The following is a 19,006-nucleotide window of genomic DNA, read 5'->3' as shown; positions in this document are numbered from 1 at the left end:
TTTACCCGCCGAGGAACATTTCAGCGACTTCACGATCTGCGAGCAGCTCCTGCCCCGTTCCTTCATGCCGGTTGCTACCAGCTGCAAGAACGTAGCCTTTGTCAGCAAATGCCAATGCTTGCTTGGCGTGCTGCTCTACGAGCAAGATCGAAAGACCTGCATCACGCAGGTTGCGGGTGATCTCAAAAATCTGCTCCATGTATTTTGGAGAGAGACCAGCGGTCGGCTCATCCAGCAAGAGCAATGACGGGTTGAGCATTAATGCACGGCCCATTGCCACCATTTGACGCTGGCCGCCCGACAGGTTTCCAGCCAACGCATTGTGGCGTTCTTTGAGATCAGGGAACAGGGTGTAGACCCTTTCCAAGCTTTCAGAAATGTCACCTTTCCGTAGGAAGGCCCCCATTTCGAGGTTTTCGTGAATGGTCATCTCACGGAAGATGTTGTTGACCTGAGGGACGTAACAAACACCGTGCTGAACAATACGGTTTGGCTTCCAGCCCGCGATGTCTGTTCCGTTGACGACAATAGAACCGTCGCGAACCTTCAAAAGGCCAAAGATCGCCTTCATCGCAGTCGATTTGCCAGCTCCATTCGGGCCAACGATTACAACAATTTCCTGCTCGGTCACTTGCATGTCGACACCCTGCAGGATGTCTGCATCACCATATCCGCCACGAACACCTGTCATGGTGAGGATTGGTTTGCCGGAGTATTTTTGTTGCACGGAGTTCTTTGACATTGGTTGCTCTGCAATTGCTTGAGACGTCATTAGAGTGCAGCCTCCCCAACCGTTTCACCGAGGTAGGCTTCAAGCACCCGCGCATCAGAACGAACGGTCTGGAAATCACCTTCAATCAGAACCGAGCCTTCCGCCATACAGATGACCGGATCGCAGAGCTTCTCGATCATCTCCATATCGTGCTCAATCAGAACGAATGTGTAGCCACGTTCCTGGTTCAGGATTTGGATTTTGTCTTCAAGGCGGCGTAGTAATGTTCTGTTGACACCAGCGGCAGGCTCGTCCAACAGAACAAGCTTTGCATCCGTCATCATTGTACGGCCAAGCTCAAGAAGCTTTTTCTGTCCACCGGACAGATTACCTGCACGCTCATTTACAACATGAGACAGTTCCAGAAACTCCAGTGTCTCTAAAGCTTTCTGGCGTACTTCTTCTTCTTGCTTCTTCACGCTGCCAAAGCTGAGCCAGTTCTGGAATAAGCTTTCACCCTTTTGAGAGGGCGGAACCAACATGAGGTTTTCGAGAGCTGACAGACGATGAAACTCATGCGGGATCTGAAATGTACGTACCAAGCCTTTATGAAACAGCTGATCAGAGCTGAGGCGCGTTACATCTTCTCCCAAAAATTTGATTTTTCCAGCAGTTGGCTGAAGGGCCCCGGCAATCAGATTAAACGTTGTGGTTTTACCAGCTCCATTTGGACCGACTAAACCTGTGATTGTGCCCTTTTGAACCGAAAATGAGCAATTATTGACGGCTCTAAACCCGCCGAATTGCTTCGACAGCTGTTCGATTTCCAGCATTATTATCCCCCCAGACTGCAAAGGACTGGCGTTTTATTGTTGTCAAGCACCTACCTAATGCCCTTAGTAGCATATTATTTCAAGGCAGAAGTCCGCGCCATTTGCAGCCTAATCACTCGATTATTGTGGTTCTATCTGGACAAGTTGAGTGAAACTTTCCAGATTCTACCTCCTAACAACCTTCCCATAAGTTGCGAGGAAACAGCTTCGACTGCGCATATATTGCCTGAAACATATAGATAATTCCACTTATATGCGCCGTTTGAAGAGATTTTAGAACAAAATAATTTCATAAATTGAGTAATTTTCGCAGCAATCTTACAGATCACTGCGCACCTGCCAAAGTTCTGGAAACAGCACAGTATCCAACATTTTTTTCAGGTACGGTGCCCCTGAAGTGCCTCCAGTGCCCATTTTGCTTCCAATAATACGCTCTACGGTTGTAAGGTGATTGAATCGCCACCGACGAAAAAAGTCCTCAAAGTCGATTAACTTCTCCGCGAGATCGTAGAAATGCCAATTATCACGTGGATTGCGATATATTATTTCCCAAGCCTTCTGAACTGACGCATCAGTTGTATATGGCTTAGTGACGTCCCGGTTGAGTACTGCATCGGAGATTTCGAAGCCTGCACGCGCCAAAGCACGCACCATCTGATCATAGATGCCCGGTGCCTCATAAATCTGACGAAGCCATGCTGATACTTCTGGCATATGCTCATGTGGTTTCATCAGGGCCGGATTTTTATTACCAACCACAAATTCGATGGCACGGTATTGGTAGCTTTGGAATCCAGATGACTTGCCGAGGCTATCGCGGAACGTGGTGTAATCGCTTGGCGTCATGGTGCGCAGAATGTCCCACGCGCTGTTGAGCTGCGCGAAGATCTTGTTGACGCGGGCCATCAGCTTTGAGACCTCAGCAAACTCATCCTCTGCCAAAGCAGTGCAAGCCTCCGACATCTCACGGATCGCCAGCTTCATCCAAAGTTCCGCTGTTTGATGCTGAATGATAAACAGCAGTTCATCATGGGCTTCAGTTAGAGGTGCTTGCGCACCCAGTACATCGGAAAGACGAAGGTAATCGCCATAAGACATGTTTTCTTTGAAAGAGAGTTCTGCCCCGTGGTGCTCTAATTTGCGATCAATACTCTCAACCATGCTTATGTAACCTTGCTCTTCTGGTGGTATTCCGGCTTGTCCCAGAGATCTCCTGCAATAATTTCTTCAAGGATCTCAGCAGCTTTAAAGACCTCAGCAAAAGAGAGGTACAGAGGAGCAAACCCGAAGCGGATGATATTTGGTGCACGGAAGTCCCCAATCACTCCACGATCAATGAGCGCTTGCATGACTGCATAGCCTTGCTCATGACGGAACGAGACTTGAGAACCGCGCTTAAGTGGATCCGTTGGTGACGCAAGCGCCAGATTAGGGCAGCGACGTTTGACTTCGGTGATAAATAACTCACTCAACTCAATGGATTTAGCCTGCAGCGCTTCCAAAGAAGTCTCATCAAACACATCCAAAGATGCATCCAAAGCCGTCATGGCAAGAACCTGAGGCGTACCAACGCGCATCTGGTCTGTCTTAGCAGATGGCGTATACCCCAGATCGAAAGCAAACGGCGCATCGTGTCCCATCCAGCCCGTTAGTGGGTTGCCAGAATGGCTCTGATGTTGTGGCGCTACATAAACAAATGCCGGAGCACCGGGGCCGCCATTCAGATACTTGTAGGAGCAACCAACGGCAAAGTCAGCTTTTGCTTCCTTCAGATGGACCGGAAAAGCACCTGCAGAGTGGCACAGATCCCACATCGCCAAGGCACCAACAGAATGCGCTTTCTCAGTCAATGCTTTCATGTCGTGCTTGCGACCTGTGCGGTAATCCACTTCTGTGAGCATCATGACTGCAACAGTATCATCGAGGGCGGCTTCAACGTCTTCCGGAGCAACCAGACGCAACTCGATGTCACCACCGGTCAGTTCTTTCAGACCTTGCGCCATGTAGAGGTCAGTCGGGAAGTTTCCTGTATCGGAGAGAATAACTTTACGGCCTGGGCGCATTTTGATGGCAGTTGCGAGGACTTTAAAGACATTCAGCGAGGTGCTGTCCGCGCAGATCAAGGTTCCGTCATCAGCTCCAACGAGCTTGGCAATCCGGTTTCCGACTTTGCTTGGCAGGTCAATCCAGCCGTGGCAGTTCCACCCTTTGATGAGGCTTTTGCCCCACTGCTCTTCGACTGCATTGGCTAATACCGCAGACACATTCTTAGGAAGAGCCCCCAATGAGTTTCCGTCCAGATAGATAATCCCATCAGGAATTGAGAAAAGCTGGCGCAAATGAGCGAGCGAGTCAGCTCCATCTCTTTGCTCAATGCTTACTGCATCCAGTTCCACTATCAGCCCCCTATTATCGTTTTTATGATCACACTCTTTTTGGCATCAAAGCAATACCGAGCTGCGATTCCATTTTTTAATATTTCAAGTTTAAAGTATTTTTAGCAACAGTCTCGCCATGAAGTCTAGGTAAAAAGTATTATCTGGAAATTTCAGAACAAATATTCTAAATATGTAGAAAAGGAAATAAATCTCGCTCAATCAGGCTGCAATCACAGCGATATCTTGCAATAGCGCTGAAAAAATATAAGCAGTACACTAGATAGTTAGGAGCAGATCTAACTTCCTACCACAAGCAAAGGAAAGCTCTGCTCACGGCTGAAGATCTGGATCAAACAAAAATGAAACTAGGCCGGATCACTGTTAAGGAAGAAACCCATGAAGAGTGCCCTTAGAAAGACAGAGGCACAAGTCTGGCCAGAACCAAAACGCCAGTTTGCTGCACTGCCTTTCAAAAAGAATAAAAAAGGTAAGCTACAAATTCTTCTGATTACGTCCCGCGAAACCAAGCGTTGGGTTCTCCCTAAAGGCTGGCCAATGAAGGATCTCAGTGGTGGAGAAGCCGCAGAGCAAGAAGCCTTCGAAGAAGCTGGCATTAAAGGTGAGCTGACAGATCAAGCTGCTGGAATCTATCATTACCCTAAGCTTCGGGTCACCAAAGAGCCGATCCCTTGCCGCGTGAAGGTTTTTCCGCTGGAAGTGACTGAGATGCTTGAGGACTGGCCAGAAAAGGACGAGCGCACACGGAAATGGTTCTCCGTAAGCGATGCTGTTCATGCTGTAGATGAGCCGGAACTAAAGGCTTTGCTGGCCAACTGGTCACCAGTGAAAAGCTAGGTAACAGCCTGTTCTCTAGGCATGCTCCGCCTTAAAACGACGCTCCAGCCAACGAACACCTTGCGAGACAATCAGGATCAAAACTAGATACTCCAGCACAAGGACGCTGTAGATTTCGAGTGGTCGATATTCTGTGACGACCAGCTCATTTGCACGCCTTGTCAGGTCTTGCAGGCCAATCACGGACACCAAACTCGACATTTTCAGCATATAGACCAGTTGGTTTCCAAGCGGTGGCAGCATACGGCGGATTGCAAGCGGAAGAATGATAAAGCGAAGACGCTGAAAATAACTCAGCCCAAGAGAGCGACCCGCTTCGACCTGTCCTTTATCGACTGACTGTATGCCTGCTCTGAAAATTTCAGCCTGAAACGCGCTGTCTGACAGGGCAAGAGCCAGTACACCTGCCCAGAACACGTTGATTGAGATATTCGCGACAACAGGCAAGCCGTAATAAACCCAAAAAATCAGCACCAGACTTGGCACTGAGCGCACCACTTCAACGTAAGTTCTGTTGAACGCAATTCCGTACTTATTATCTGAAAGCCCCGGCAGAGCGACAATAAGGCCAACGAACATGGAGATTGCGATTGCTGTGAGCGAGACACTGACTGTTTCTTGCAGCCCGGCGATCATGAAACCGAGATTAACTCTTCCTGTCTCAGTGTCTGGTGAGACTACATACCAGCCCCACTGGTCACCAGTGCAGCCCGCCAAAACGAATGCCAATGCGACGAGCACTGCTGCATTTCGGAATTTCAAGGTATCCACCTTCCAAATTTAAGAAGGCTGCCAACGGAAGCAAAACACGTAAGCAGCTCATGTATCTGCCTCAACACAGATAGATTGCCGGACACAAAACCTAGAGTGTCGTGCGCTCTTATACAAATCTTATAGAGACTTATCGCACACAATTAATTGAAGTCGGTTTTCTCTCAAAAACAGCATTGTAGTTATCGCTAAAATGGCTAGGTTTGCATTGGGCCAGATTCCAACTGCGTTTCAAGGAACTCTCATGAAGATGCTACGTTCATTTCTTACTGTATTTTTCGCCGCGGGCACGTTGTTCTCCGGCTCTGCATTTGCACAATCCGCGCTTAACGAAATTTTGGATTCCGGTGAACTGAGGGTTGGTACAACCGGAGACTGGAACCCAATGTCTGTTCGTGATCCTGCCAGCAATGGTTATAAAGGGTATGACATCGACATCATGAACGAGCTTGCAACCGACCTTGGTGTGAAGCTCACCTTTATTCCAACCGATTGGAAAACCTTGGTGAATGGTATCGTTGCAGGTAAGTATAACCTGACTGGCTCTGCTTCAATCTCCCCAAGCCGCATGAAAGTAGCTGGTTACTCCGAAAGCTATATTTCCGTTGAGATCCTGCCGTATACGACCAGCAGCAAAGTTGGAGAGTTCAACAGCTGGGACAGCATCAACCAGAAAGACGTGACGGTCGCAACCACGCTTGGCACTACTTTTGAGAAGCTGAGCAAGGAATGGTTCCCGAATGCAACTATCAAAGTTGTTGAGGCACCTGCTCGTGGCTATCAGGAAGTGCTGTCAGGCCGCGCTGATGTTTTCATCACCTCCAACATTGAAGGTGCTACGCTGAAAGCGAAGTTCAAGCAGATCACCAACGTGCCAGTTTCTGAAAGCAGAAACCCGACCCCGATCGCTATGTTGATGCCGCAGACTGATCAGGTTTGGATCAACTACATCAACAACTGGATCAAGATTAAAAAAATGAATGGTTTCCTTGCTGCGACAGCTCAGAAATGGGGCTTGGCGCAGTAAAAACTGCTCATAAAGCATAAGAAAGGCGCCTCAAATTGGGGCACCTTTTCTTTTGGGTTCACTGCACGCTTATGCGTCTACCTGAATAAACTTCGCGACCCAATCCTGCATCGCTTTGCGGTTTATATCGATTGACGTTGCAGCATGAGAGAGAGATTGCATAGCTTGCCACCAATGTTGGCATTTAGGCTTCAGCATTAGCTCCCCACCAAACATACCAGCAAGCTGCTGAGCCTGAGAAAACGTTGTGGCAAAGGCTACATCAACCAAAGTAACATGATGGCCAATCGCATACGGCTCAGCCTCAATCATGTCCTCCAAACGTTCGAACGCAACACTCATGTCATTGATCAACTGCTTGTAGACTTCATCCCTCGGCGGCTTTCCGGCTTTGATTGGGGCATAAAATGCGCGAACAGATGGTTCAATCCGCGTGTCGTGCAGACCCATCAGTGCCCTGACTTTAGCGCGCTCGATAGGGTGTTCTGGCATTAGCGCTGGAGACGGTGCGGTTTCCTCAAGATACTCAAGGATCGCGTTTGAATCTGACAGAGCAGCTTCACCATCCTTTAGGCCGGGAATTGAACCCGCCGGAACGATCTTCTTATAGGCTGCTGATCCATATCCATCTGGGGGCGGTAGCTCGGCGTAATCCAGATCTTTCATATCCAAAGCAATTCGAACTTTCGCGCAGAATACGGATTCTGGGTAGGCATAAAATTGTATCATTGGATCACCAGATTGTGCTTAGCGGCGGCGCTGCTTTGTGCGCACGCTTGGGAACATGCGGCAAACAAGAGCGCCTAGGAAGGAGGACGCAATACAATTTGTGTTGCACTGCAAACATGGTGTTTTTTAGCAGTCTATGAATTGTTACGCCACTTCAACCTTTGGATACGCTGTTTTTGGGCGGCAAACTGCTTCGCCGCCGCAAGTGCTGTCTCCGATAAGCTAGAGTTGTTTAGCGCTGTCCAGATTCACCTTGAAGATCATCAGGTCATCCCGGCGCTCGACCTCACCTTCCAACGAAATCAGTAGAGCAACCCAATCTTCAACCTCAGCAGTCAAGGGCTCACCATTCTCGTCAGCCAACACGAAGAATTCACTTCCCATAAGGGGGGTAGAAGTCACAAAAACGGGAGGGATACCGCCAATGATGCAGAGATTTGCGCAGGCCTTGTGGGCTAAGCCAACACCCGGACGCATTGCGCCGTTGTAGCATTTGCCATCACAGATCTCGCCAGTTAACCGCCATTTGCCTAAATGCTCTGCTGGTGCTGGTGTAAAATTTTGGACTGGATTTTCTGCAGCGCGAAGAGAGACCTTACCTCCGACCTGCAACATATCGAGATCACCACGCTTCAGCAAAATGCCGCCAGCATCAACAGGCTGACCATCCAAAGGGCCGGCAAGTTGCTGCATGCCGCGTTTGCCAATACCAGAAATCAGCATGGCATGTGGCTTGTCACGCCCATTTTCTCCTGCAGGAAGCCGGAGTAGAGGGTAAGGTTTTGCATCTACGTAGCCTGTAAACGTTTGATATCCAGCGCCCCAAGCAAAGCGAGCGTCACCCGGGTCCGGAACAGACGAGCCAATACCAAACGCCACGCCTGCTGCTGCGCCAACGAGAATTGCAGAGATTAGGAACAAGAAGCCTTGCAGGCTCTTTGGTGGCTTTTTCGCCCAACCGATAAAGAAGGGATCTGGTTTCTTTTTGGCCATTAGCTTCCCTCCGCCATTATCGGAGAAACAATAGGTTCAACATACGTTCCCGGTGGCAGAGCCTCTACGTTCAGCCACAAACGACCGTTTTCCAATTTGAGCCGATAAGTGGAAATTTTCTCTGTAAATGGAGGTGGAGATTTTCCATCTTCCAGACGGTACTGATAGCCATGCCATGGGCAGGTCACACAGCCATAGACAATCTTACCTTCTCCCAAAGGTCCGTTCTGGTGGGCGCAAACATTGGAGATCGCAGAGAGTTTCTTGCCATTTCTGAAGATCGCGACACGCTCGTCATCGGTAATGGAAATAATTCTCGCCCGCTTATCAGGAACATCTTTTGGATCACCTGCATCCATCCACGTGCTGCTGTCATCCATCGTATTCTGTTGCGTATCAAAGAGATGCTCTTTTCTTGCAGCAAGCAAGTGTAAGGTGGCGACAAGCGCAACAGACGCACCGACTGCAGTGGTCATGAAAGGACCGGCAGCACTCTGCAAAGCACCGAGTGCAACATGAGCAACAACCAGCGCATAAGCCAGATAGATCCCCATATGAAGTGTCTTCCAAAGCGTAGGCTTTAGGAAATGGAGCCAGAAATCATGACTTGTAACTGCGAGAATGGTCAGGATCAGAAGGGCAAAGACGCCAAGGATTTCGAAAGGAAAACCCAGAAAGCGGTCGAAGCTGGTATTTACAATGAAGACCGAGACGTAACGATTAATTGGCGAGAATGCATTGTACCAGCCAAGAATGTTGTCGACATGGAAGTAGGCCAGCACGCAAGTGATCACGCCCAGGTGACGGCGGTTATAAAGAAGCGGCAGGAAGCGCTTGTCCAGTCGAGCTAGTGGCCCGATACATAGAATAAATGTGAGTAGGAAGAAGACACAGGTTCCAAATGCCTGAGCTTTGTAGATATCCCAATCAATCGGTCTTGTGACTGTCTGGAACATCGGCGCGATGTAGATGTAGATTCCCAGATATGCGCCAACAGTTGCCAAGACGACGGCATCATAGACAAATTTTGTACGGTTCCAGATTACCGGTACATATTTAACACTCACTGGTTTGCCTCCAGAGCCGACTTTGCTGTGTCGTCAAGGGGAACAGGCGGCTGTTCGTGCGTTCCTGTCGGACGCATCAAAAGCGCTAGGCCCAAAACGAGAGGAATGAGAATGGCCAGAATGAGCCAAATGGTGCGGTGGGCTTTTCTATAGGCACGTTGCATTACTTCTTGGCCTCCTGCTCTTCGTGGAGTTCTTTTTCTTCTTTATCGAGCAAGATTTTTTCACCGGAGCGTTCCAGCGCAATCCAACGCACAATGACTATTGGCCAAAGCAAGATCAGCCCCGGGATGATTTGTAGGCGGAAAAGAAAAGCTCCACGTGCGGCAAGTTCCACGCGTCCAAGGCCAAAACTGATAAAGGCCAGTGCGACGACAAGACCAATCACGCAGTAAATTTGTGCAATCAGAATAATACCTTCAGCAACAATCATTTCTGCACCCTACTGATTTTGTGCTGCCGTTGATGGCAGGGAGAATTAGTCATTGGGGCCGTGCCCTGCCCAGTTGATACCAGCAAGCTCTGACATTTCCTTCTTCCAACTTGTAATATCGTCGATAGAGAAATCGGAGATATGCGCATGCCCGCAAGCCCGGGCCATCACCTTCATCAGTTCAACTGAGGCCGTGAAAAACTTCTCCAGGCGCTTTGCAGACTTTTCAACTTCCAGACGCGCGACCAGATGGTCTTTCTGGGTGGCAATACCGACCGGGCAGTTGTTGGTGTGGCATGCTCTCATGGCGATACAGCCGATGGCCTGCATTGGCGCATTCGCCAGGGCTATGGCATCGGCACCCAAGGCCATTGCTTTCACGAAATCTTCCGGTTTGCGAAGACCGCCGGTGATGACAAGCGTTACATCCCGTTGACCACTGCGATCCAGATGACGACGCGCTCTCGCCAACGCCGGAATGGTTGGAACAGAAATGTTATCTCTAAACACGAGCGGCGAAGCACCGGTGCCACCGCCACGCCCATCGAGGATGATGTAATCAACGCCAACTTCCAGAGCTGCATCGATATCTTTCTCGATATGCTGCGCAGACAGCTTGAAACCAATTGGGATACCGCCAGTCTTGTCGCGCACTTCATCTGCAAACTTGCGGAAATCTGCTGGTTTCATCCACTCAGGAAATCTTGCAGGCGAGATAGCGCCCTCTCCCGGAGGTAGTCCCCTCACCGCTGCGATTTTCTCAGTCACTTTCGCAGCTGGGAGGTGTCCACCAGTTCCGGTTTTGGCAGCCTGCCCGCCTTTGAAATGGAAGGCCTGAACTTTTTCCAGCTGGTCCCAAGAGAAACCAAAACGTGCAGAAGCTAATTCATAAAAGTAGCGTGTGTTTTCTGCTTGCTCTTCTGGGAGCATCCCACCTTCACCAGAACAGATGCCTGTGCCAACGCTCTCTGCTCCGCGAGCAAGTGCAATTTTGGCGGGTTCTGATAGTGCGCCAAAGCTCATGTCTGAGACAAAGAGCGGGATTTTCAGGTGTAACGGCTTCTGGGCCTTGGGGCCGATAACAATATCAGTTCCAACGGGTTCTTCATCCAACCGCGGCGGCTTTTGCAACTGCGCTGTCAGTATCTGAATGTCTTCCCATTGAGGTAGTTCTGTTGTCGGCACTCCCATAGCTTCAATTGCGCCATGATGGCCCGTCTGCTTCAGCCCTGCCCGAGCGTATGTCTGAATCAGCTTGTTATGAGGTTCTTCTTCCGTACCATGAAAGTCCGCATACTCACCCAGATAGGCTTTGCGGAAATAGGGCTGCGGATTGTCCTTAGCCCATGCCTTCACTTCATCTTCATCAACAAAGATGTTGCCGTCTTCAACGAAATGCGTGAATTTTCGCAGGCACTCTTTGTTGTCATAGGCGCTGACGCCGGAGTTCAGGCGATAATCCCACTGATGCAATCCACAAATCAGATTGCGACCTCTGACATATCCATCAGAAAGCAATGCACCGCGATGGAGGCAACGACCGTAGAGGACGGAGATGTCCTCATCGAACCTTACGACAACGAGATCCACCTCGCTAACAAGTGCATGAGCAGGCTTACGATCTTCAAGTTCATCTAATGCAGCAACTTGCACTTTACGCATTAAGCGGATTCCTTACGCTTTGCAGCCCAACAGCTGTTTGAGTGCATTTCAAGATTCAGATCGCCAAGCTATTCTACGTACTTACCCATATCTGTTCTATTTAGCACAGCTGCAGAGTACATGTCCGAAACATCCCGGCGCATCAAAGTTGTAAGCTGAGAGTGTCTTAGAATAACTGCACATGACCTTACCCAAAGTTAGTATCGGACTTGCAAGAGACCATTACTGTTACGGGTAAAATGCATCTCAATCTGTTGCAGCTTCTCCCCCCGGATTACGTAGATAACATCCTAAAAACTTCAGTAATGACGGGATAGTAACGTTTAAACAAAGAAGCGTCAGTCTATCAAAATACACAGTGAGAAACACATGGGGAGTAGGTGGCAAACCGTAGAAGGAGACGGGCTCTCTGCAGGCCTGAAAGAATAAGAGGACAAGGAAAGTAGCAGGTAATTAATGTTTGAACCCAAGCATTTCCACGCTTACTCTCGCAGCAAATCATCCGTGTCTATGAGAGATATCCATGAAGATTGCAGCTGTTACCATCTCCGATCGCGCCAGTGATGGAACTTACGAAGACAAAAGTGGCCCAGCTATTCTCGCATACCTTGAAGAAGCTGTGACCAGTCCCTGGGAACCCATCCATAAGATCATTCCGGATGGAATTGAAAGCGTCAGCACTACTTTGAAGCAATTGGCTGATGAAGATGGTATCGACCTCATCCTTACAACAGGCGGAACAGGCCCCTCTCCTCGCGATCTGACTCCGGAAGCTATGGAGCTCGTTATGGAGAAAGAGCTTCGCGGGTTTGGTGAACTGATGCGACAGTTGTCGCTGAAAGAAGTGCCGACAGCAATTCTTTCACGTCAGACAGCTGGCATTCGGGGCAAAAGCCTCATCATCAACTTGCCGGGTAAACCAGCCAGCATCAAAACCTGCCTTGATGCAGTGTTTCAGGCGGTGCCGTACTGTCTTGATCTGATCGGTGCAGGGCGTATTGAAACGGACCCAGATGTGATTGTGGCGTTCCGCCCAAAAGCGAAGTAAGCGCGTTATTCCGGCACCCACGTTGAGTGAATTTCCTGGGCTTCTTGTCTACCTTTGGCAGGTCTTGCTTCATCAACCTTACCAAGAGAGATAAAGCACAGGAATTCCTCGTTTTCGGAGAGACCCAATCCTTTATGGAAGGCAGAGGAACGCGCACTGTCACCACTGGTAATCCGGGATGCATACCCCATTGCGTGAGCTACAAGCACCATGTTTTGCAAAGCTGTCCCCGCTGAGAGCATTTGCTCATATTGGGGAATACGGGTATCATCCGAACCGTGAAAACATCCGATCAAAACCAGAAGCACAGGCCCTTTATGCGCTTTTTCCCTTGCACGGGTAAGCGCTTCTTCGGTTGGGTCATCTTTTATTTCTTCAACGGCTTTTACAAACAGATCTCCCAGATCATTGCGTGCGTCTGTCGGGATCTCCAAAATTCGGAATGGATGTAGATGCCCGTGATCAGGAGCAGCTGCAGCGGCCTCAATTATAAGCTTCATCTCTTCTCTATTCGGCCCGGGAGCTTTCATGAGCTTAAGTGATGCAGATGTACGCGAGCGAATGGTCTCGACCAGTTGCTGAGCATTCATGATAACGCCTTTCGCCTTTAACTGTTTATAGAACCGATGAAATCAGCTCTCATATTACCCAGAAGTGTTGTCTGCCTACAAGGAGATACGCAACACGCCTGCACTGGAACGGGAGCATCTCTCTGCTAGAGTATCTGGACAAACATGCGATTTACCTTAAGGTAAACCAATATTTCTGGGTCGGTGACTACAAACATATTGGGCATGTATTATGGGTATCTCTTATTTAAAGGTTGGTTTAGGTGCCGTTGTGATTGTTGCAGCAGCTGGATACGGTATCATTCGGTCTGGCTACATTGCCCAATATGTTGATCAATCCCAAAATCACGTTGTCGAACACGCTTCCTATCCCATCAGTGCAGATGCACAGGCTTTACACGATAGCCTGCGGATTGCGGACCTTCACAATGATGTTTTGCTTTGGGACCGGAACATATCGCAGGAATCTTCGATCGGTCACTCAGACCTGCCACGCTTCAAAAAGGGTAATGTTGGTGTACAAATCTTCACCAGCGTCACCAAGTCCCCCCGTGGGCAAAACTACAAGAAGAACTCAGCCGAGGCCTTTGACAACATCACGCTGCTAGGTTGGCTGCAAAGCTGGCCTTCTAGCGCACTGAATAAGCTTTCTGAGCGTGCGCTGTTGCAGGCGCAGCGCCTTTACGATCTAGAGCAGAAACATCCAGACGAAATTACTGTTGTCCATAATAGAGAACAACTGGAAGCTGTCCTCACAGCCAGAGCCCAAGGCTCCAAAATCATTGCCGGGGTCTTAGGCACAGAAGGTGGGCACGCACTGGATGGTGATATCAAGAACGTAGATCGGCTTTATGAGGGCGGCTTGAGGTTGATGGGCCTCCAGCACTTCTTCGACAATAAACTGGGTGGTTCTCTCCATGGCCAATCCAAGGCAGGCCTCACGGACTTTGGCAAGGACGTGGTGCGGCTTATGGAGAAGAAGGAGATGATTGTTGACGTTGCTCATTCTTCTCCGGCGGTGGTTGAAGATGTGCTGGCAATGGCGACACGACCGATTGTCGTTTCTCACACAGGCGTGAAGGGGATTTGTGACACGCCTCGCAATCTCACAGATGATCAAGTCAGGAAGATTTCAGCAAAAGGCGGGTTGATTGGTATCGGTTTTTGGGATGCAGCAGCTTGCGACATCAGCCCAAAGGGCGTTGCAGCTTCAATTGACTATGCTGTTTCAATTGCCGGTATCGACCATGTGGCGCTGGGATCTGACTTCGATGGTTCTGTTACGACTGCCTTCGATACATCTGAATATGCGGTTCTGACACAGGAACTTTTGAAAAAGGGCTTCACAGAAAAACAGATCGCAGCTGTGATGGGCGAAAACATCATCAGGTTTTTGTTGGAAAATCTTCCACAAGGGCAGAGCGAAGAAGAAACTCTCGCTTCAAGCAATTGAATGCTCAAAGAGTTTAATAAGCACAATTCATCTATCAGATGAAACAGCTAAATTTTAAGGGGAGAAAATTGGCGCACCGGGGAGGATTCGAACCCCCGACCCCCAGATTCGTAGTCTGGTGCTCTATCCAGCTGAGCTACCGGTGCGCTGTTTCTTGCGAACAAGAATTATGTATCGGTCTAGTGCAATCTAAGCCACCTACTCTTTAGAGAAGAGTAAATGGCGCACCGGGGAGGATTCGAACCCCCGACCCCCAGATTCGTAGTCTGGTGCTCTATCCAGCTGAGCTACCGGTGCAGGCCGCGTTCCCTGCGGAACGGAGGTCTATGTAGCCGCCTTACTGGACCTTGGCAAGCGCTTTAGAGAAGTTTTTTAAAGTGATTTTGCGTTTTGGGGATAACAATTTCTGACTATCAGAACAAAGACGTAGGGCATTGCAGCCTAAACGTGAGAAAAGCTGCACTTGCACAGTACAGCTTTTCCAGAGATTAGCCCTTGCTGCTGTCAGCAGGGAATAGTCTCGTAATTTTTTCAGTCGCTTGTGCCCCATGCCGGTATGGCAACTGGATTTTGAAACAAGCCCCGGTTGTCACATCTTTCTCCAATGTGATCTTACCGCCGTGCGCCACAACGATCTCTGCTGCAATCGCCAGACCCAATCCTGTTCCGCCAACTTTGCCGGATGTCTGGAAGGCTTTGAACAATCCCTCCTGAGCTTTTGCAGGGATGCCTGGTCCCGTATCAGAGACATAGATGGACAGCATGTCGTCTTTTACCTTTGAATGGATCTCAATCCTGCAAACAACACCAGACGCGCCTTTGGACGATTCCATCGCCTGTACCGAGTTCCGGCAGAGATTGAGCAGTACGCGGAATATCTGTTCAGGATCTGCTTCCAACTCCTGCGTCTCTGGTACGCTGACATGCATCTCTATGCCATTAGCGTATCTGGACAGGCCAAGAACCTCCTCCACATCGCGTAGAACCGATGCAAGGCGGATGACACGCAGCTCTGGAGCAGCCTCCTGAGCCTTGCCGTAGGACAACACTGCACTGGTGTAGCTGGCCGCTCGGTCCAGCGTTGCAAGGATCTTGGGTGCAACACGTTGTACGGTCGGGTCCGGCAGTAACTCCAGTCGCTCAAGGAACAGCTGCGCTGAAGCCAGCAAATTCCGCATATCATGGTTGATCTTGGAAACAGCTAGTCCCAACGCTGCCATACGGCGTTGCTGGTTCAGTGTCTGGTTCAGAGACTTCTGCATGGACTGCAATTGAATTTCAGCCTCACCCAGCTCATCCGCACGTCCGCTTGGCTTGATAATCTCACGCGCATTTTCAGGAGATTCAGCAAACCGCATCATGGAGCCAGTGAGCCGTTGCAAAGGACGCAGCAGCAAGGAACGAATGGACAGATAAACAAGCGCAGCTGTCAGGCATGAGATGAGGAGAGATAACTGCAGAATGTTCAGAGCGTATTTCTGCAAATCGTCTCGCAGCAAAGATGCTGGGAAGACCATATCCACTCTACCACCTGAGCGCATATCAATATCGCCGATGACGCGGATCTGGCCGGTTCGCGTTCCAGTCAGAAACTGAAGGCTACATCCAATCGCATCCCATGGGGAATCCTGTGTCATATCAATCGTCTTGGTGATGTTCATTTCTGAACTCTCCATAGCGATCAAATTACGGCGCTCTCCAACGGCAAGAGAAATTGCTTGAGCGCCCGTTGCCTCAAGCAGTTTTTGTTGGACTTGCGGAGACAGTGTCTCACTTTCAGACAACAAAGTTGCGGCAACACCACCAACCGCTAATCGATCGCGCAGCCAAGTGTTTCGATAATTTGCAATGGAAGGGACAAAAATAAGAACTTCACTGAGCATGACAAACAAGATTGTCAGCAGCAAAAGTTTGCCAGAGAGGCCCATTCCACCGCCAAATATCTTGCGGTGTCTGTCTTTCGGAGTTTCATCCGAGTTCAGCTTTTTCGGTGTGACCTCTGTTTCAGAGGCCACTCTCCCATTATTTTGAGCCATCCACCTACCTGATGAGTTGGTACACAATGATCGTGCAGCGCAATTTGTTGTTACGCGCTATGCCTTACTCATTTTTAGCAGATGACGTGTGCCAAGCAACACACTTCTCTCACAGCTGATCACAACTGCGTCATCCGAACTTTCTCAGAAGCGCCAGAATTCTGCGGAGCCATGGATTTTTAGGGGCATCCGCATAATACGTAAGTGCAGCTCTGCGAATTGCCTCATTTAGTGTCGGGTACGGGAAGACCACGCCCAAGAGAGCACCGACCTTCAACTTTTGAGAGATCATCAGAGCCAACAGACCAATCTGCTCACCAGCACCTGGGCCTACAATGGACGCACCAACGAGCTGCCCTGTTCCGTTGGTCAGGAGCTTAACCTGACCTTTGCCTTTGCCTTCGGCCAGCGCCCTATCATTTCCGGAGAACTCTGCTGTCAGAACTTTGAGCTTATCGCCCAGCTGTTCGCGTGCTTGCTGCTCTGAAAGACCAACCTGCCCAATCTCAGGTTCAGTGTAGGTCACCGCAGGCATTGTTATGTTGTTGTGATTGACCGGCATGCGGAACAGGATTGAGCGAATGACGAGTGATGCGTGCGCTCCTGCGGCATGTGTAAACTGCGCTCCACCGGCGACATCACCGATCGCATAAACTTTACGGTTTGTGGTGCGCAGCCCGTCATCTGCTTTGATGCCTTTGCGGTTATACTCAATGCCAGCGGCTTCCAAACCAAGAGAAGAGACGTTCGGGGCACGACCTGCCGCGATCAGGAGATGCGTGCCTTCAACAGTTCCTTCGGCTTCATCATCAACTTTGATGGTGACTTTTACGCCAGCGTCAGTGCGTTCAACGCTGTTGACCTTAGTGTTTGCAAGAATCTCAACACCTTCGGATTCCATCTTCTCGATGACTTGAGCAGCATGGGCAGGATCGGTCACTGCCAATGGACGCAATGCTTCAATGACTGTGACACGGCTTCCCAGACGACGGTGAGCCTGTGCCATCTCCATGCCGATTGGCCCTGCACCAATAATGATCAAGTGCTCAGGGCGTTCTTTCAGTTCAAACAGGTTTTCGTTTGTCAGGTACGGTGTGTTTTCAATACCAGGGATCGGAGGGACCGCAGCACTGGAGCCCGTGGCAATGACAAAGCGGCGCGCTTTAATAATCTGCTCACCGACTTTGACGGTATCTGCGGAAGTAAACTCACCTGCACCCTGGATGACGTGCACACCCAAACCTTCGAAGCGCTCAACAGAGTCATGTGGAGCTATGGTGGCGATCACATCATGAACGTGATCATTCACCTTAGAGAAATCAATCTCAGGCTCTTGAGCGCCAACGCCAAATTTTTCTGAGGACCGATAGGTAGCGGCGGCTTTACCAGCTGCAATAATTGCTTTGGATGGGACACAGCCATAGTTCAGACAGTCACCGCCCATCTTCCCCTTTTCAATCAGGACAACATCCACGCCAAAGGCTGCCGCGGCTGCTGCGACTGAGAGGCCGCCCGAGCCAGCACCAATAACACAGATATCCGGGGTCAATGTTTTTGCATTATTGTTACTTGTCATCGAGAAAGTCCGTCATTTCAAAATTGATCTGGTCTGAGATTTATTTGCCGCGAAAACGCTGAACAATCGGCGGAATGAGCGCTACCAAACCTAGCGCCGCAAATGCCCAAATCAGCTCAGGCGTGATGAGTGCGGAAATCTCCACTTCACATGTACCAGCAGCCGAACAACCCGGATTTGCCTGCTCTTGCGCCAGGATCACGCTATCCAGACCAGCCCCAACGAAGGCATAGGCGAAAGTGCCTGGAATGATACCGACGAATGTTGCGATCAGATATGTGCTTAACGGAACATGGAACAACGCAGGTGCTATGTTGACGAGCCAGAACGGAAACACTGGGGTGAGACGCAAAAAGAGAAGGTAACTGAACGCGTTCTTACGGAAGCCCTCTGACATTTTATCGAGGAACGGCCCTGCTCTTGCTTTGAGCGTTGCACCAACAGACGTTTTTGCAGCGATGAACAACAGTGAGGCACCAATTGTTGCCGCCAGAACGGTGAGCAAACCACCGAAGAACCATCCGAACAAAAAGCCGCCTGCGATTGTAAGCAAGGATGCACCCGGGAAAGACAGCGCAACAGCAAGTGTGTACACGACGAAATAGATCAGTGGGGTCAGGATTGGGTATTCGGCCAGATAACCAGAAAGCAGTTGCTGATTTTTGATCAGGTTGCTGATTGTGATTTGCTGATGCCAGCCCTGAGAGATGCCATAGGCGGACACGGCAAGGATAACAAAGAGTAGTCCCCAGCGTTTGACGAAGCCCAAAGCTCCCTCGGCTGGCGACTTGTTATCATTGTGTTCCGTGATTCCCATGTGCTTTTCCTTAGATGGTTTCAACGTTCAGACCTGAAAAGAACCGA

The 19,006-nt window shown here is 49.7% G+C and carries 19 protein-coding genes and 2 tRNA genes; 4 read left to right on the top strand and 17 right to left on the bottom strand.

Annotated features, from left to right (window positions below):
* Position 1: 1 nt before the first annotated feature.
* The 4 genes from PsAD13_RS05940 to kynU form a co-directional block, all read right to left on the bottom strand.
* Positions 2-772, bottom strand: coding sequence for an ABC transporter ATP-binding protein (locus PsAD13_RS05940; protein ID WP_244275112.1), 771 nt, complete (start codon positions 770-772; stop codon positions 2-4).
* Complete coding sequence (locus PsAD13_RS05935) at positions 772-1,545, bottom strand: ABC transporter ATP-binding protein (RefSeq protein ID WP_063317547.1); 774 nt, start codon at positions 1,543-1,545, stop codon at positions 772-774. Before PsAD13_RS05935 ends, PsAD13_RS05940 begins: the two co-directional genes overlap by 1 nt.
* 318 nt (positions 1,546-1,863) lie before the next feature.
* On the bottom strand, positions 1,864-2,706 hold the full coding sequence (gene kynA / locus PsAD13_RS05930; protein WP_063291383.1) for a tryptophan 2,3-dioxygenase: 843 nt from the start codon (positions 2,704-2,706) through the stop codon (positions 1,864-1,866).
* A 2-nt stretch (positions 2,707-2,708) separates the two neighbouring features.
* Positions 2,709-3,941: a kynureninase gene (kynU, locus tag PsAD13_RS05925; protein ID WP_063317546.1), complete on the bottom strand. Its 1,233-nt coding sequence runs from the start codon at positions 3,939-3,941 to the stop codon at positions 2,709-2,711.
* Positions 3,942-4,319: 378 nt separating this feature from the next.
* Here kynU and PsAD13_RS05920 point away from each other — a divergent pair, with 378 nt between their 5' ends.
* Positions 4,320-4,778 carry an NUDIX hydrolase gene (locus tag PsAD13_RS05920; RefSeq protein ID WP_057462854.1) on the top strand — a complete coding sequence of 153 codons (459 nt, stop codon included), beginning with the start codon at positions 4,320-4,322 and terminating at the stop codon, positions 4,776-4,778.
* 15 nt (positions 4,779-4,793) lie between these two features.
* Here PsAD13_RS05920 and PsAD13_RS05915 read toward each other — a convergent pair whose 3' ends face one another.
* Positions 4,794-5,549 carry an amino acid ABC transporter permease gene (locus tag PsAD13_RS05915; protein WP_206599760.1) on the bottom strand — a complete coding sequence of 252 codons (756 nt, stop codon included), beginning with the start codon at positions 5,547-5,549 and terminating at the stop codon, positions 4,794-4,796.
* A 244-nt stretch (positions 5,550-5,793) separates the two neighbouring features.
* Between PsAD13_RS05915 and PsAD13_RS05910 the strand changes: the two genes are divergently transcribed.
* Positions 5,794-6,576: a transporter substrate-binding domain-containing protein gene (locus PsAD13_RS05910; protein WP_208986453.1), complete on the top strand. Its 783-nt coding sequence runs from the start codon at positions 5,794-5,796 to the stop codon at positions 6,574-6,576.
* A gap of 69 nt (positions 6,577-6,645) precedes the next feature.
* Here PsAD13_RS05910 and PsAD13_RS05905 read toward each other — a convergent pair whose 3' ends face one another.
* The 6 genes from PsAD13_RS05905 to PsAD13_RS05885 form a co-directional block, all read right to left on the bottom strand.
* Positions 6,646-7,305, bottom strand: coding sequence for a glutathione S-transferase family protein (locus PsAD13_RS05905; protein ID WP_057462856.1), 660 nt, complete (start codon positions 7,303-7,305; stop codon positions 6,646-6,648).
* A gap of 222 nt (positions 7,306-7,527) precedes the next feature.
* The gene (locus PsAD13_RS05900) at positions 7,528-8,298 is read right to left on the bottom strand and encodes a hypothetical protein (RefSeq protein WP_063286805.1); all 771 of its coding nucleotides are present in this window, start codon (positions 8,296-8,298) and stop codon (positions 7,528-7,530) included.
* Entirely contained in the window at positions 8,298-9,365 is a 1,068-nt protein-coding gene (locus PsAD13_RS05895; protein ID WP_063305582.1) for a Rieske 2Fe-2S domain-containing protein, read from the bottom strand. Before PsAD13_RS05895 ends, PsAD13_RS05900 begins: the two co-directional genes overlap by 1 nt.
* Entirely contained in the window at positions 9,362-9,529 is a 168-nt protein-coding gene (locus PsAD13_RS27750; protein ID WP_159096913.1) for a hypothetical protein, read from the bottom strand. Before PsAD13_RS27750 ends, PsAD13_RS05895 begins: the two co-directional genes overlap by 4 nt.
* Entirely contained in the window at positions 9,529-9,798 is a 270-nt protein-coding gene (locus tag PsAD13_RS05890) for a hypothetical protein (RefSeq protein ID WP_057462859.1), read from the bottom strand. Before PsAD13_RS05890 ends, PsAD13_RS27750 begins: the two co-directional genes overlap by 1 nt.
* A gap of 45 nt (positions 9,799-9,843) precedes the next feature.
* On the bottom strand, positions 9,844-11,460 hold the full coding sequence (locus tag PsAD13_RS05885; RefSeq protein ID WP_063317544.1) for a glutamate synthase-related protein: 1,617 nt from the start codon (positions 11,458-11,460) through the stop codon (positions 9,844-9,846).
* 523 nt (positions 11,461-11,983) lie between these two features.
* Here PsAD13_RS05885 and mog point away from each other — a divergent pair.
* A complete protein-coding gene (gene mog / locus PsAD13_RS05880) occupies positions 11,984-12,508 on the top strand; it encodes a molybdopterin adenylyltransferase (RefSeq protein ID WP_057462860.1) in 525 nt (174 codons plus the stop codon).
* Between the two features lie 5 nt (positions 12,509-12,513).
* Here mog and PsAD13_RS05875 read toward each other — a convergent pair whose 3' ends face one another.
* Positions 12,514-13,098, bottom strand: coding sequence for a nitroreductase (locus PsAD13_RS05875; RefSeq protein WP_063317543.1), 585 nt, complete (start codon positions 13,096-13,098; stop codon positions 12,514-12,516).
* Positions 13,099-13,309: 211 nt separating this feature from the next.
* On the opposite strand from PsAD13_RS05875, the gene PsAD13_RS05870 reads away from it, so the two are divergent.
* Positions 13,310-14,530, top strand: coding sequence for a dipeptidase (locus PsAD13_RS05870; protein WP_063317542.1), 1,221 nt, complete (start codon positions 13,310-13,312; stop codon positions 14,528-14,530).
* A 69-nt stretch (positions 14,531-14,599) separates the two neighbouring features.
* On the opposite strand, the gene PsAD13_RS05865 is transcribed toward PsAD13_RS05870, so the two are convergent.
* The 5 genes from PsAD13_RS05865 to PsAD13_RS05845 form a co-directional block, all read right to left on the bottom strand.
* Positions 14,600-14,676: transfer RNA gene (locus PsAD13_RS05865), tRNA-Arg, on the bottom strand.
* Positions 14,677-14,750: 74 nt separating this feature from the next.
* Positions 14,751-14,827 (bottom strand) — tRNA-Arg (locus PsAD13_RS05860).
* 191 nt (positions 14,828-15,018) lie between these two features.
* Positions 15,019-16,566, bottom strand: a complete 1,548-nt coding sequence (locus tag PsAD13_RS05855; protein WP_208986452.1) for a HAMP domain-containing sensor histidine kinase — start codon at positions 16,564-16,566, stop codon at positions 15,019-15,021.
* Between the two features lie 130 nt (positions 16,567-16,696).
* Positions 16,697-18,142: an FAD-dependent oxidoreductase gene (locus PsAD13_RS05850; RefSeq protein ID WP_063317540.1), complete on the bottom strand. Its 1,446-nt coding sequence runs from the start codon at positions 18,140-18,142 to the stop codon at positions 16,697-16,699.
* A 40-nt stretch (positions 18,143-18,182) separates the two neighbouring features.
* Positions 18,183-18,959 carry a VTT domain-containing protein gene (locus tag PsAD13_RS05845; protein WP_063305578.1) on the bottom strand — a complete coding sequence of 259 codons (777 nt, stop codon included), beginning with the start codon at positions 18,957-18,959 and terminating at the stop codon, positions 18,183-18,185.
* Positions 18,960-19,006 lie beyond the last annotated feature (47 nt).

The organism is Pseudovibrio sp. Ad13 (assembly GCF_001623225.1).
Taxonomy (GTDB): Bacteria; Pseudomonadota; Alphaproteobacteria; order Rhizobiales; family Stappiaceae; genus Pseudovibrio.
Note: the sequence above shows the minus strand (reverse complement) of the source record. Positions and strands in the feature narration are given on the sequence as shown.